Raw genomic sequence first — 14,251 nt, 5'->3', positions numbered from 1 at the left:
CTATGCTCCCTTTGCTCCTTCTGCATCCCATTCTTCGTCTGTTGGAGGATATGTTCGCTTAACCTGAAAGGATAAGATTAACGCTACTACTGTCAGTACACCGATCATTCCAAATGCAATAATTGCTCCGAAAATATCTGGATTTGTAATTGTTGGGACATTACTTGCTACACCTTCTGCAGTTGTCATGGTTGTTACGAGTAAGCCAGTTCCAATAGAGGCTGACATTTGCCGTATTGTGTTCGTCACCGCTGATCCGTGGGGAATTAGCTTTCTAGGAATTTGATTCAACCCTGCTGTATTCACTGGCATCATCACCATAGAAAAGCCGAACATACGTATTGCATACATGATACTTAAATAAACAAGGGATGTAGTTGTATCAATAAAAAGAAAAGCAAAGGTGGATATAGTCATTATAATCAGTCCAGGAATTGCAAGTTTTCTAGCACCATACTTATCGAAAATTCGTCCCGTAATAGGAGCCATTAAACCTGCTAAAAGTGCCCCAGGTAGTAAAACAAGCCCCGCCTCCACTGCTGAAAAACCACGCATGTTATGCATATATAATGGGATAATCGTCTCTAATCCGATTAACCCTAAAAATCCAACACTACAAATAATCGTTGAAAGGGTAAAAATACGAGCTCTAAAAACACGAAATTCAAGCATAGGATGTGACATACGTAGCTGACGTTTAATGAAAACGTAGATCGTTATTGCACCTAATACTAGGAAAATTAACGTTTGTAGACTCCCCCAGCCATTATTTCCTGCACTAGTGAATCCATAAAGAAGTCCTCCGAAACCAAGTGTCGATAGCATTATCGAAATAGGATCTACCTTTGGGTTTTTTAGCTCCGTTACATTTTTCATACTAAAAAAAGCAACAATCATCATTACTATCGCTAGGGGGATAATTCCCCAGAACATGTAGCGCCATTCATAATTGGACGTAATCCAACCAGATAGAACTGGTCCGATGGCTGGTGCAAAAGAAATAACTAGACCAATATACCCCATAGCTGCTCCTCGGCGTTCCACAGGAAAAATAAGTAAAAAAACTGTTTGCATGAGAGGGAGGGTTATTCCAGCACCAATGGATTGAATAATCCGTCCTGTTAGTAAGATAGGAAAATTGGTGGCAATTCCGGCAATGATCGTACCAAAGGTGAAGATCCCCATGGCAGTCAAAAAAAGCTGTCGTGTTGTAAATTTTTCAATAAGAAATGCAGAAATAGGCACCATAATACCCATTACTAGCATAAACACCGTTGTTAACCATTGCCCTGTATTTGCTGTAATATCCATTTCTATCATTAAAGGGGGAATAGCTGTAATCATTAGTGTTTGATTTAAAACTGCAATAAATGACCCTGTTATCAATAAACCTGCAATCAATACTCTATTATAATTTTGATCATTTTCCATATGAGATATCTCCTAATCAATCATTTTTAACTATCTATAAACCTAGTTAAGTCATACGCAAATCTATATTTAATCATCCTAAAAGGGTAATGTGTTGAAAGTGCCGCTTGAGAGAAGTATTTTCGTGAGAAAAACGAAGCTATAAACTAAGAATGAGTTATAAAGACAATAGTAAATTATACACCTTGTTTTAGCCCGTTTCAAACTAAACGGGGACGGTTCTTGCGATTCTTTCGTTTAGCGAAACGAATGAATCACGAGAACCGTCCCCACAAAACCACCACAAAATCAAAATATATGACTCACAGCTTTTATTGTATTAAACTAGATAGATGGTGTGGATGTAATTATATATCTTGCATATTTTACACATATTATTTTTGCCGTATTATCTCTTATACTGGAGTTAGATTACGGCTATTCAACTTTTATGATAGATCAATGATTACAAGTCATGAGGCTAAAATGACTACTATTACAGGAGGAAGTTACTATGAAATCAAAAAACCTAACCATTGCTGGTAAGGAGCTTTCGTCTCGTTTTTTCCTTGGGACTGGACGATATCCTAACCCTTATGTACAAAATGAAGCAATTCGTGTATCTGAAACGAGTGTACTTACGTTTGCTATTCGCCGAGCAAATTTAGAAAACCCTGATGAAGATGCCATTCTTCAGCATTTAGACGAGGATCACTCCTTCGTATATTTACCTAATACATCTGGAGCAAAAACGGCTGAGGAAGCTGTCCGAATTGCCCGTTTAGCGAAAGCATCTGGATTAAGTGATTGGATTAAAGTGGAAATCAGTGCGAATGAAAAAACACTTCTACCTGATCCTATTGAAACATTAAAAGCAACACAAATCCTTGCAGATGAAGGATTCATCGTCCTACCATACACATCGGATGACCCTGTTTTATGTAAGCGGCTAGAGGAAGCAGGAGCAGCAGCAGTTATGCCTGGTGGAGCTCCCATTGGAACTGGGCTCGGAGTGCTAAACCCTTATAACTTATCTTTAATCATTGAAGATGCTGAGGTTCCAATTATTGTTGATGCAGGTTTAGGATCAGCTATGGATGTTACGCAAGTAATGGAACTAGGGGCTGATGGTGTACTTATGAACACACCTGTCGCCAAAGCAAAAGACCCTGTGAAAATGGCACTTGCCATGAAGCATGCTATTGAAGCTGGACGTTTGTCCTTTGAAGCTGGAAGAATACCAAAGAAAAAATATGCAACTGCTTCTAGTGGTTTAACATCCTTTATTCCTGAATAAAAGATATTAATTCATACGTCAATTTTTTCACAAAGGATTTAATAACAGTATATTCATATAGACCCTGTAATTGAATCCAACTAATAGGGGGACCAACGATGAAAGAACATATAGTAGTTTTAGGTGGAGGGGTCATTGGCTTAGCTACTGCATTTTCACTAAGTCGACGTGGCTATGAAGTAACTATCTTGGAAAAAACAACTTGCGGAGGACAAGCATCAGGAGCTGCTGCCGGCATGCTTGCTCCATATTCTGAAATTAGCGAGGATCCAGATCCCTTTTTTACATTCTGCCTAAGTAGTTTAAGAATGTTTAAAGAATGGCAGCAAGATGTGAAACATGCATCGGGAATCGATTTTGAATATACGGAAAGCGGAAGCCTTCATGTCGTTTATCATGAATCGGACATCCTTGCCCTTGAATCAAGGATTGCATGGCAGAAGCAATTTGGTTCAGAGGCTGAAATCGTCGATCATAACAGATTAAAAGCTTTAGAACCAAACCTTTCAGACGATGTGGTGGCAGCGATTCATTCCAATGAAGAAAGTCACGTGTTCGCCCCAGATTATGTCATAGCTTTGAAGACTGCTTGTGAAAACAATGGTGTTAACATTTACGAAAATACTGGTTCTATAACTGTAGAAAGCTGGATCTCTTCCCTTGTTCTAAAAACTGAAGAAGGCGCTTCATTTACTGGGGACCGACTCGTCATTTGCTCAGGAGCTTGGTCCAATGAACTGGAAGAAACCTTTGACATACGAATTCCAGTGTTCCCTATTCGTGGGCAGATCTGTGCATATGAACTTGGCCAAGAAAAAGTGAATCATATTTTAACTTCCAGTCAAGGGTACCTCGTACCAAAAGAGAATGGTACATTAGTAAATGGTGCTTCAGAGGATATTGCTGGATTTTCCACAACAGTTACTGAAAAAGGTATTTCAAGACTTGTAAACTGGAATAAACGAATGCTTCCATTCTTAGAAAGAAAAACTCCTTTTCATACATGGGCAGGACTAAGGCCAGCAACTCAGGATGGTTTTCCTCTTTTAGGCTCTCTTGAGGAGCACCCACATATCATCTTTGCTACTGGCCATTATCGGAACGGTATTTTATTAAGCGCAAAAACAGGCGAAGCAGTTGCAGATATAGTTTCAGGAACAGGTTTAGATCCAGAAACAGCTCGTGCCTTTCACCCTGAAAGATTCAGCTAGTGGGGACGGTTCTAGTGAATCTTTCGTTTCGCTAAACGAAAGATTCACTATGATTTTTAGGGACGGTTTTGAGGTTTTTCACAAAAAAATACACCTAGCGGATAAACTGCTTGATATATTTTCTGATCCTTAACTCACAGTAAGATATAATGAGTCTTTTTTACAAATTAATTCAGAAATCTCCACTTAAATTTTTCCTGAAAAATTATTCATTAATACACAAAATTCATGTCTCAAGTTGAGCTAGATCAATTAAAATTCCCATCACATGTTATTTATTCTTTCAAGATTATCTCCTTTAATTGATCTTGATTTACTAAAAGATCTTGCAATGTGTATTTATCTAGTATAGCTAAATAGGCATTTAATGCTTCTTGTAATACTCCCTTTAAACGACAGGCTGGGCTTATTTTACAATTATTTCTTTCATCGTCAAAGCACTCTACAATATGAATTGGACGTTCCGTATGGCGAACAATTTCACCAATATTAATTTCCCTTGGATCCTTTGCTAGCTTAATACCACCGTTTCTCCCCCGTACTGTTTCTATGACTCCTAGTTTTCCAAGCTCATACACAACTTTACTTAAGTGATTACTAGATATTTTATAAAAATCTGCTATTTCTTTAATATTTGATCGCTTGCTCTCCGGTTGGATACTTAGAAAAAGAAGCACTCGTAACGTGTAGTCCGTATAGATCGTTAATTGCATCATCATCACCTAATATACATTTAAATTTGCTTTCACAATTTTTACTACACTATATCATAAAAATATAATTACAGCCTTTAAATGTGTCTATTTTTTGAACATGTATTTAAAATACTTCTTTTATACAGATAACTCCCCTATAATAAAACCTGTATTCAAAATATATGTTTACACAGTGTTAATGTTGGAAAGGGGTAAAAATATGACAACTAGTACGACTCTATTAGACAGAAAAACAATTGAAATTATTAAATCTACCGTTCCTGTTTTAGCGGAACATGGTGAGGCAATTACAAAACGTTTTTATGAAATGATGTTTAAGAACCATCCAGAGCTATTAAACATATTTAATCATGCAAATCAAAAACAGGGGAAGCAGCCGAAAGCACTTGCAAACACCATTTATGCTGCAGCGCAGTATATAGACAATTTAGAGGCCATCCTACCAGTAGTTAAACAAATTGCCCATAAACACCGAAGTCTAGAAATTAAAGCGGAGCATTATCCAATCGTTGGTGAACATTTATTACTGGCAATCAAAGACGTGTTAGGAGATGCTGCTACGGACGAAATTATTGATGCTTGGGGAAGAGCTTACGGGATTATTGCAGATGTCTTTATTCAAGTTGAAAGAGAAATGTATCAAGAATCTGCAACAAAGCAAGGTGGATGGAACGGATTTAGAGAATTTACAGTAGCTAAAAAAGTAAAAGAAAGCAGTGTGATTACTTCTTTTTATTTAAAAGCAAAAGACTGTGGTCCAATATCTAATTACCAAGCCGGTCAATACATTAGTGTTCGATGCAAAATGAACGGAGAAGAGTATACACATATTCGCCAATATAGTCTATCTGATTCACCAGGTAAGGATTACTACAGAATAAGTGTAAAACAAGAGACTTCAAATGGAGAGACACCTGATGGAATTGTTTCAAATTACCTTCATAACAACGTGAACGAAGGGGATGTGCTGGAGGTTACAGCTCCTGCTGGAGATTTTGTATTAAACCAAGAAAATTCTGATCCAGTCGTATTAATTAGCGGAGGAGTTGGATTAACACCAATGATTAGTATGTTAAATACTATCGTCCGTGATCAACCACAGCGAAAAGTAACGTTTATCCATGCTGCAATAAATGGGGAAACTCACGCAATGAATGAGCATGTTAAAAACATAGTAAATAAATATGAAAATGTAACAAGCTACATATGCTATGAAAAACCAACGGAAGATGATCGAGCTGAAAATCGCTTCCATAAAGAAGGTTTCATAGATGATGCTTGGTTAAAATCTATCTTAAATAACGATAACGGAGAGTATTATTTCTGCGGTCCAGTTCCCTTTATGAAGGTGGTTAACAGCACTTTGAAAGAATTTGTACCTGAGGAAAAAATCCATTTTGAATTCTTTGGTCCAGCTGATCAACTAAATTAATATTGGGGTGTGGGGACGGTTCTGTTGAATCTTTCGTTTTGCTAAACGAAAGATTCATTAGAACCGTCCCTCCGTGTCCCATTCCCCTCTTTCTATTTCCACACATATCATTTAAAATATTACTTGAGTTTTAAAAATGTCGAGTAAAACGGAGTGCTATATTAATGATACAAGCTGACACTATTGTCCATTTTTATTATGATCTAGAAAACGAAAATGAATATGAAGCTACTGTTACCAATTATTTAAATGGACTTCGTGATCCATTAAGAACAAAAGAAATTATCAGTATCGGAGATCCATTCATGAGCAAAACAGGTTTTACTGTTAGAGTGGCAGTAAGGTTCAATGTCCTGTTAGACGAAAGAAAAAGCTGTAGACACCTGGATGATTATGTGAGTTTTGTATTTCCAACAGTCAAAAATAACATAGCTGGAGAACTCATTAGCACTCAAAATCTTCATTTAACATATGTCCGTAATCAAGCTCAACCCAAAGAAAAAAAGATAAACTGGGAAGAATTGGAGTCGTGGGGACGGTTCTAGTGATTCATTCGTTTAGAAAAACGAATGAACCATGAGAACCGATTCTCTTAATTTAAAAAACAAGCAAGTAATAACATCATCCTGCTTGTTTTTTAAACAAAATTATCTCCTGTTTTATAGTAGTGTTGTGTGATGTAACGCAGGTTCATCTTCCAATAATTTGACTTAATGCATCATATGAACCGTCCCCAAATCTCCTATTTTGATTTTTTGATGGCTTCTATTAATCCGTTTATATAGACAGCTCCTAAAGCACGATCATGTAATCCGTACCCTGGTCTTCCTTCCTCTCCCCAAATCATTCGCCCATGATCTGGTCGAAATGGTCCAGCAAAGTCATAGTCCATGTAAGCTTTCACAATTTCATAGAAGTCTAGAGAGCCACATTCAGATAAGTGCGCAGTTTCCCAGAATGACTTTTCATTTGTAATTTTCACATTTCTTAAGTGTGCAAAATGGACTCTATTTTTGACTCCTCCAAAGTACTTTACCATTTCCACAAAATCATTATTAGGGTCACATCCTAAAGATCCAGAGCAAAGTGTAAGTCCGTGATAGTGAGAATCATATAATCCTAGAAACCTTTCAAGGTTGTCTTTGTTTGTAATAATCCGAGGTAAGCCAAAGATAGACCACGGTGGATCATCCGGGTGAATAGCCATTTTCACTTTACTTTCTACTGCAACAGGTAAAATTTCACCAATAAAATAGCCTAAGTGTTCCCATAGTTTTTCTTCATCTACATTTTCATACTGCTCCAAAAGGCCTTTTAAGCCTCCTTCGCCGTATGAAGTATCCCACCCAGGAAGGGATAGTTCACCTAACATCGGATTCATTTTTTGAACCGTTTCCTCTTCATATATTAAGGTTTTAGAACCATCTGGAAGTTCATAAGATAAATCTGAACGGGTCCAATCAAACACTGGCATAAAGTTATAGCAAATAACCGGAATACCAGCTACCCCTAAATTTTTTATCGTCTGCTTATAGTTTTCAATGTATTTTTCTCGCGATGGTAAACCTAATTTAATATCTTCATGAACAGGAACGCTTTCAATTACAGATATTTTCAACCCGACACTCTCCACTTTTTCCTTTAATACCATGATCTTATCCATTGGCCATACTTCACCAACAGGAACATCATAAATAGCTGTTACAATTCCCTTCATCCCAGGGATTTGAGCAATATACTCTAGCTTGACTGGGTCATCTTCTCCATACCACCTAAATGTCATTTCCACATGTATCACCCCTAACACTTGTATACTTGTATACTAGCATGCATATAAAGATGTTACAATAAATATGTGAAGACATTAATATCATCTAATAAGAAAAGCGCAAGGCGCCCCAATTACGCCTAAGTACACCCTACGTCCTGTAGGCAACAGCGTAATATCGACATTCTGTCTCCCACCGATATGCAAATGTTCTGGCCGTTAAAAAGTGCTTTTTACTTTTTATACGGACAGGTTAGTTGACACGAGGTGGTGGCGCATGGAGCTAGACAACGTTAGAAAAAAATTTATAAATGCTTACCTTTTGAAAAATATTAATCTACCTTTATTTGAACTGTAACTGTCCATCACAAAACAGGTATTATATCACTAGGAATTATTAATGTGACACCATGAAAAATCTTACAGTTATCGTACGTATACTAGTATACATATACGCAGATCAAAAAAAACTACCCTTCTAATTTTAAATTAGATTACTGGCAATTTAAAAGTTAAATCAAAATATCCTGCATATGGACTATTAGCTTCGTACAGATCTTCCCACAGGTTTATAGGTTCAATAATATGTTGTCGTACTATAGATTCTACTTTGTCAATTTTTTTATTTTCAATAATATTAACAATTATATTGTGCTGTGCAATTGCATTATCAAAATCATGTTTCATTTCTGACATAAGTCTCACTCGATTATAATGTGTACTAAGTCGGTTGATCGCTTCCCAAATATTTTCTTTATTATTTGCTAAAAACAGAATGGCATGGAAATCATTATCTAATTTATGGAATTCATGAACAAATCCTACTTTACCTTGTAACTGTTCTTGAAGAGCTATATTCTTTTTTAGTTCTAAAATTTTGTCATTAGGAAATTGTTTACATGACATTATCAATATTTCTTTTTCCATTATAATTCGAGTAAAGATAGCTTGTTCTACTAAACTCGGTTTGATTTTTGAAACATATGTACCTACTTGAGGAATTACTTCTACTAAGTTTTCTTCTCTTAGCTTTGCCATAACTTCTCGTATAGGTGTTCTAGAAATTTGTAAAGCTTCTGACAACTCCGATTCACTGATGGATCGACCAGGTTCTAGTTGTAATGACATAATCGCTTCTTTAATTACTTTGTATGAATAATCTCTATTATTTTCTCCAGGTAATTTAGGTCGTGATTCAATCATGTTTATAAACTCCTACAAATTTGACATTTATATAATATACTTACTTATAATTATATCAGTTAAATTCCCTATGCACTATGGGACGGTTCTCAAGAATCATTTGATTCGATAAACGAATGATTCAAAAGAACCGTCCCTACTATTCCCTCCTATTTTTTGCGGTACAAGTACATTGTGAATGGTGCGAAAATTCCTATTATAATAACTGATGCTAGAAGAACCCAACTAATCTCTTCAATGGTTGCAGTTCCGTGCATTAAGCCTCTAGTAGCTGTCACAAGTAAGGAGATGGGATTTACCTCTACAAAGGCTTCTAGCCATGATGGTAATGTTCTTGGATCAACAAACACATTACTAACAAAAGTTAATGGAAAGAGGACCAACATGCTAACACCCATTAATGATTTTTCAGAACGTAAAATCAGTCCAAGTGTCGTCCATATCCAAGAAAGACTGAATGAAAACAAAAGCAAAAGCCCTACTCCAAGTAAAACCCCTACTAAACCACCATCTGGCCGAAACCCCATAATAAATCCAAGAGTTATCATAATTGCAGAAGCTAATGAGTAGCGAACCGTATCCACAAGTAACATTCCTACTAGAACAGATGGTCCCCAAATAGGTAATGAACGAAAACGATCGAAGACTCCTTTTCTAATGTCGTTGTTGAGCTCCATTCCTGTGTACATCGTTATTGTAACTACCGTCATGGCTAAGATTCCTGGAAGTAGGAATTGTAAATAATCGGACGTTGACCCAGCAATAGCGCCACCGAACAAGTAAGTAAACATAAGTAAAAACATGATTGGGAAAGCAGTAACGTCTAGCATTTGTTCAGGGACATATTTTATTTTTAACAGTGCTCGCCAACCGAACGTAAGAGAAGTGGAAATTCCATTTGGCTTTACTGGACGTTCCCGACTGGATAGAGCACTAATCATCGCTTCATCTACTTCAAGCTTATTTTCCGTATCTAGATTATGATTCATCCTACTTCCCCCTTTCTATGAATATGTTGAACTTCTTCACCATTCTCCTCATCTATATGATCTTCAACTGGTTTTCCAGTCAACGTGAGAAAAACTTCATCAAGACTTGGTTGACCTAGCGAAAAATCCGTAAGTTTTATATTCGCATTGGCTAATTTTCCTAGAGCATTTGTTACTAGTTCCGTATCAGATACTTGTGCTACTATTGCCAATGGATCAGAAGGAAGTTGAATATCTACATGAAGTTCCTCAGTTAAAAGTTTTGCAGCCTCTGCTCGTTGATCTGGATCTAAAACACGAACGTGTAGTTTCCCTGCTCCAACAGAGGCTTTCAGTTCCCCACTCGTCCCTTCCGCAATAATTTTTCCTTGATCGATGACAGCAATCCGGTCCGCAAGCTGATCAGCTTCTTCCAGGTATTGTGTCGTTAACAACACAGTAGTACCAGTACTAACAAGGACTCTTATAATATCCCAAACTTGATTACGACTACGAGGGTCTAGTCCAGTTGTTGGTTCATCAAGAAATAGTAATTCAGGAGAAACGACGATACTTGCTGCAATATCAATTCGCCGCTTCATCCCTCCAGAGTAATTCTTCACTTGTTGTTTAGCAGCATCCTTTAAACCAAAAGCTGTTAAAAGTTCCATTGCCCTTTCTTTTGCTTCTTTTCTAGAAAAACCAAGCAGTCGTCCAATCAAAATGAGGTTCTCCATCCCAGAAAGGTCCCCATCAACAGATGCAAATTGACCAGTTAAGCTTACTTTTTTTCGGACTTCTGTAGCCTCTCCCATGAGATCATACCCAAGTATTTTGACACTTCCTTCATCAGGTCGTAATAACGTTGCTAGCATCCTTACTGTTGTTGTCTTTCCTGCTCCATTAGGACCTAGAAAACCGTAAACGGTCCCTTTAGGTATTGCTAAATCTACTCCATCTACCGCTTTATTTTCCCCGAATATTTTCTTGAGGCCCTTTGCTTCAATTGCCAATTCTCCATTAGCATGTTTTTCACCCATACGTATACAACCCCTATTCTAAAAACTATGTTCAAGTAATTCTATCATCATTTAACGACTTAAATGCTTAAAAAGTTTCAAATACCTTTGTTCAGATGTAAAAAAACTTAAACGGTTAAATTAGGAAATATTTTCATAGATGAATTATACGTTACCAATAAAATTTATATAACAGTCCAGAGACTAAATATGAATCAGTCTAGAGTCGTAGGGACGGTTCTAGCGAATCATTCGTTTCACAAAACGAATGATTCATGAGAACCGTCCCTCAGAATCCGTTGGTTTTTACTTCCGCGGTAGGGTAGCGTTAGGTCTTTTTCGGCAAGTATGAAGGGACCATCTACTAGTACATCCACATAGGTCAATAATTCTAATTTATCATTGTCCTTGCTTTTCTGAATTTCTTCAAGGGTCCAACCCGTGTATGCCCATATATTTTTACCATAGGCCTTTAACTGTTTCGCAATTTCTTTTACGGCTTTCGCTTGAAAGAAGGGGTCTCCTCCACTGAGAGTAATATCTGTCATAGGATTCAGCGCTTCCCGTACGACTTCGTCAACAGTCATAGTTTTTCCATTGAATATGCTCCAAGACTGGGGATTATGGCAACCTTCACAATAATGTGGACAACCTGCAAAGAAAATAACCGTCCGTAATCCTTCACCATCTACGACAGAGTCATGATAAATAGACATAACCTGCACTTTGTCCATTAGGAATGCCTCAGTCGATTTCTTTCTTCTTCCGCCTTTGCCGTATTCCACTTGTCCATCGTTCCTACTAAATAACCTGTAATCCGACGAATCCTATCAAAGTGCTGTTCATCTGTTGAAAAACAATTAGGACATTCATTATTAATTTTCCCGTTATAACCACAGCATCTACAACGATCCACAGGATGATTTATGCTTCCATAACCAATTCCATGCTCCGCCATTGTCTTTACGATTGTATCCATAGCTTTTCTATTTTTACGAACATCTCCATCGACCTCAATGTACGTTATATGACCTGCATTCGTATACGAATGATACACCCCTTCACGCTTTATTTTCTCAATTGCACGGATCGGAAAATGAACAGGGATGTGAAATGAATTTGTATAATATTCTCGATCTGTAATGTCTTTTAGAAGGCCGAATTTCTCTCTATCTCTCTTCGTAAATTTACCACTAAGTCCTTCTGCAGGTGTTCCGATCAGAGTATAATTTAAATCATAAACAGAACTTGCCAGATCACATTTTTGTCGTAAATAGGCAACTATTTTTTCCCCAAGCTCTTGTGCATCATCACACTCTCCATGATGTTTTCCTGTGAGTGCCTTCAAGCATTCAGCAAGCCCAATAAACCCAATACTTAAGCTACCATGCTTGAGTACATCCTGTAACGTATCATCCTTATTAAGCTTATTACTATCCTTCCACACCCCTTGACCATGTAAAAACGTAAAGTCTTTCACTAGCTTCTTTGATTGAAAGAGTAAACGATCGTGAAGCTGCCTTATAACAATGTCTGTATATTTTTCAAGGTTCGTAAAAAAATCATTAATCCCCCATGATGAGAGAGCAATTCGAACAAGGTTCAAACTTGTAAATGATAAATTCCCTCGTGCCACACTATTTTCTATTCCATTACCATGTCGATTTCCCATTATTCTCGTACGGCAGCCCATGTACGCTACTTCTGATGCAGGATTACCTTCTTCATAGTAATAAAGATTAAAAGGAGCATCAATAAAACTGAAGTTAGGAAACAATCTTTCTGCTGTCGTTTCTAATGCTAGTTCATATAAGTCATAATTAGGATCAGTTTCATAAAAATTAACACCTTTTTTCATCTTCATTATTTGTATAGGAAAAATAGGTGTTTCACCTTTTCCTAAACCAGCTTTCGTAGCTAACAAAAGATTTTTTACAAGGAGTCGACCTTCTTTACTTGTATCTGTTCCGTAATTAATAGAAGTAAATGGAACCTGTCCACCACTCCGAGAATGAAGGCTGTTTAAATTATGTATAAACGCTTCACACGCTTGATAACATTCCTTATCTGTCTCTTCCCACGCTATTTCTTCTAGCTTATCCATGTTAAATGATAACTTATATCCTACTAGCCTATTAAGGTGTTTTTCATAAGTTTTTTTGACATAAGGGGCTAAGTCATAATCAATTGCTTGGTAGCTTTGCCCACCATGCTGTTGGTTTTGATTGCTTTGAAAAATAATCGCAGCTAAAGCCATAGCGGTCATTATTGTTTTAGGAGGTCGCATAAAACCGTGGCCTGTGTCAAAACCATTGGATAAAAGTTCACCAAGGGGAATTTGACAGCAAGTTGTTGTCCCAGTAGCCATATAATCTAAGTCATGGATATGGATGAAATTTGCATCTACCGCCTCACAAACCTCTTTTCTTAATAAGTAGTTTTTGGCATATGCCTTGGCACTCTCACTAGCAAACTTGTTCATTTGACCACTAGGAGAACGACCATCCACATTGGCATTCTCTTGAATAAGATCTTGATTAGAACTAGAAACAATGTCGTGAAACGATGACAATAATTCATTTGTAAAACGATTAGTTGGTCCTTTGACGGTCATTCCTAACATCTCCTTTTTGTGGGGACGGTTCTCGTGATTCATTCGTTTAGCGAAACGAATGATTCAAAAGAACCGTCCCAATTAATCAATCGAAAAAATCCATCTCCTTTCGGAGATGGATTTTTAATAGTAGAATGTAAACTAAGCAGCATTCAACAGGCATAACTAGACAAATGAATAGCGTCCTATATAACTTATACCCTCATTCTACCTTCCCAGCTCCCGAAGAAGATAATGCAACATAAAATGGTAGGTCTCCTGACTTGTGCTTCATTCTACTTTAAGCCCTTCCCATCATAATGACAGTGGATTCACTTATTTCGTAAGCACTTACAGTTGCGGGGACAGTTCTGGACTTCCACCAGATTCCCTATTAAGCCTGTATGGCACCAATTTTACTGGCATATCACAATATGTAGTTGTTTATTTCTAACTGACACACAATATATACAATAACAATACTAGTTTAGTATACTATGGTAAATTGTACAAGGGATTTTTGGTGACGGTTTTGCATCTTTTCTGTGTCAAGATCTTTATGATAATTCGTTATATGAGTAGAGTCGATTATTGCAGCTTCTCCATTAGAGATAATTATGTAAGATTCCCCGTT

Annotated in this window: 13 protein-coding genes and 1 riboswitch; of the genes, 5 read left to right on the top strand and 8 right to left on the bottom strand. The window is 37.1% G+C overall.

Features of this window, described 5'->3' with window-relative positions:
* Nucleotides 1–1,431, bottom strand: a complete 1,431-nt coding sequence (locus QA612_RS19990) for an MDR family MFS transporter (protein WP_278285597.1) — start codon at nucleotides 1,429–1,431, stop codon at nucleotides 1–3.
* A gap of 493 nt (nucleotides 1,432–1,924) precedes the next feature.
* On the opposite strand from QA612_RS19990, the gene QA612_RS19985 reads away from it, so the two are divergent.
* Both QA612_RS19985 and thiO read left to right on the top strand, forming a co-directional pair.
* The gene (locus tag QA612_RS19985) at nucleotides 1,925–2,707 is read left to right on the top strand and encodes a thiazole synthase (RefSeq protein ID WP_278285596.1); all 783 of its coding nucleotides are present in this window, start codon (nucleotides 1,925–1,927) and stop codon (nucleotides 2,705–2,707) included.
* Between the two features lie 98 nt (nucleotides 2,708–2,805).
* Nucleotides 2,806–3,918, top strand: coding sequence for a glycine oxidase ThiO (gene thiO / locus QA612_RS19980; RefSeq protein ID WP_278285595.1), 1,113 nt, complete (start codon nucleotides 2,806–2,808; stop codon nucleotides 3,916–3,918).
* Nucleotides 3,919–4,193: 275 nt separating this feature from the next.
* Here the strand turns inward: thiO and QA612_RS19975 are convergent, their stop codons facing one another.
* Nucleotides 4,194–4,631 carry an Rrf2 family transcriptional regulator gene (locus QA612_RS19975; protein ID WP_278285594.1) on the bottom strand — a complete coding sequence of 146 codons (438 nt, stop codon included), beginning with the start codon at nucleotides 4,629–4,631 and terminating at the stop codon, nucleotides 4,194–4,196.
* A gap of 202 nt (nucleotides 4,632–4,833) precedes the next feature.
* Between QA612_RS19975 and hmpA the strand changes: the two genes are divergently transcribed.
* On the top strand, nucleotides 4,834–6,066 hold the full coding sequence (gene hmpA / locus QA612_RS19970) for an NO-inducible flavohemoprotein (RefSeq protein ID WP_278285593.1): 1,233 nt from the start codon (nucleotides 4,834–4,836) through the stop codon (nucleotides 6,064–6,066).
* A gap of 164 nt (nucleotides 6,067–6,230) precedes the next feature.
* Nucleotides 6,231–6,611, top strand: coding sequence for a hypothetical protein (locus QA612_RS19965; protein ID WP_278285592.1), 381 nt, complete (start codon nucleotides 6,231–6,233; stop codon nucleotides 6,609–6,611).
* Nucleotides 6,612–6,808: 197 nt separating this feature from the next.
* Here the strand turns inward: QA612_RS19965 and uxuA are convergent, their stop codons facing one another.
* The 6 genes from uxuA to QA612_RS19935 all read right to left on the bottom strand — a co-directional run bounded on the left by uxuA (nucleotide 6,809) and on the right by QA612_RS19935 (nucleotide 13,638).
* Nucleotides 6,809–7,855, bottom strand: a complete 1,047-nt coding sequence (uxuA, locus tag QA612_RS19960; protein WP_278285591.1) for a mannonate dehydratase — start codon at nucleotides 7,853–7,855, stop codon at nucleotides 6,809–6,811.
* Nucleotides 7,856–8,323: 468 nt separating this feature from the next.
* A complete protein-coding gene (locus QA612_RS19955) occupies nucleotides 8,324–9,037 on the bottom strand; it encodes a GntR family transcriptional regulator (RefSeq protein ID WP_278285590.1) in 714 nt (237 codons plus the stop codon).
* A 149-nt stretch (nucleotides 9,038–9,186) separates the two neighbouring features.
* Entirely contained in the window at nucleotides 9,187–10,026 is an 840-nt protein-coding gene (locus QA612_RS19950; RefSeq protein ID WP_278285589.1) for an ABC transporter permease, read from the bottom strand.
* Entirely contained in the window at nucleotides 10,023–11,045 is a 1,023-nt protein-coding gene (locus QA612_RS19945; protein ID WP_278285588.1) for an ATP-binding cassette domain-containing protein, read from the bottom strand. Before QA612_RS19945 ends, QA612_RS19950 begins: the two co-directional genes overlap by 4 nt.
* Before the next feature lie 236 nt (nucleotides 11,046–11,281).
* Nucleotides 11,282–11,740 carry an anaerobic ribonucleoside-triphosphate reductase activating protein gene (gene nrdG, locus QA612_RS19940; protein WP_278285624.1) on the bottom strand — a complete coding sequence of 153 codons (459 nt, stop codon included), beginning with the start codon at nucleotides 11,738–11,740 and terminating at the stop codon, nucleotides 11,282–11,284.
* A gap of 17 nt (nucleotides 11,741–11,757) precedes the next feature.
* Nucleotides 11,758–13,638, bottom strand: a complete 1,881-nt coding sequence (locus QA612_RS19935) for an anaerobic ribonucleoside triphosphate reductase (RefSeq protein WP_278285587.1) — start codon at nucleotides 13,636–13,638, stop codon at nucleotides 11,758–11,760.
* 33 nt (nucleotides 13,639–13,671) lie between these two features.
* Between QA612_RS19935 and QA612_RS19930 the strand changes: the two genes are divergently transcribed.
* Nucleotides 13,672–13,803, top strand: a complete 132-nt coding sequence (locus QA612_RS19930; protein ID WP_278285586.1) for a hypothetical protein — start codon at nucleotides 13,672–13,674, stop codon at nucleotides 13,801–13,803.
* 66 nt (nucleotides 13,804–13,869) lie between these two features.
* A riboswitch (cobalamin riboswitch) is annotated at nucleotides 13,870–14,047 on the bottom strand.
* Between the last annotated feature and the right edge of the window lie 204 nt (nucleotides 14,048–14,251).

The sequence above is a fragment of the Evansella sp. AB-P1 genome, assembly GCF_029688925.1.
Classification (GTDB): domain Bacteria; phylum Bacillota; class Bacilli; order Bacillales; family Salisediminibacteriaceae; genus Evansella.
The sequence above is the reverse complement of the archived record's forward strand: the minus strand, read 5'-3'. Positions and strand labels throughout refer to the sequence as shown.

Bases quoted from the DNA above. Each gene is read 5' to 3' on its own strand.
- QA612_RS19990 (WP_278285597.1), bottom strand. From the start codon at position 1,431: ATGGAAAATGATCAAAATTATAATAGAGTATTGATTGCAGGTTTATTG.
- QA612_RS19985 (WP_278285596.1), top strand. From the start codon at position 1,925: ATGAAATCAAAAAACCTAACCATTGCTGGTAAGGAGCTTTCGTCTCGT.
- thiO (WP_278285595.1), top strand. From the start codon at position 2,806: ATGAAAGAACATATAGTAGTTTTAGGTGGAGGGGTCATTGGCTTAGCT.
- QA612_RS19975 (WP_278285594.1), bottom strand. From the start codon at position 4,631: ATGCAATTAACGATCTATACGGACTACACGTTACGAGTGCTTCTTTTT.
- hmpA (WP_278285593.1), top strand. From the start codon at position 4,834: ATGACAACTAGTACGACTCTATTAGACAGAAAAACAATTGAAATTATT.
- QA612_RS19965 (WP_278285592.1), top strand. From the start codon at position 6,231: ATGATACAAGCTGACACTATTGTCCATTTTTATTATGATCTAGAAAAC.
- QA612_RS19955 (WP_278285590.1), bottom strand. From the start codon at position 9,037: ATGATTGAATCACGACCTAAATTACCTGGAGAAAATAATAGAGATTAT.
- QA612_RS19950 (WP_278285589.1), bottom strand. From the start codon at position 10,026: ATGAATCATAATCTAGATACGGAAAATAAGCTTGAAGTAGATGAAGCG.
- QA612_RS19945 (WP_278285588.1), bottom strand. From the start codon at position 11,045: ATGGGTGAAAAACATGCTAATGGAGAATTGGCAATTGAAGCAAAGGGC.
- nrdG (WP_278285624.1), bottom strand. From the start codon at position 11,740: ATGTCTATTTATCATGACTCTGTCGTAGATGGTGAAGGATTACGGACG.
- QA612_RS19935 (WP_278285587.1), bottom strand. From the start codon at position 13,638: ATGACCGTCAAAGGACCAACTAATCGTTTTACAAATGAATTATTGTCA.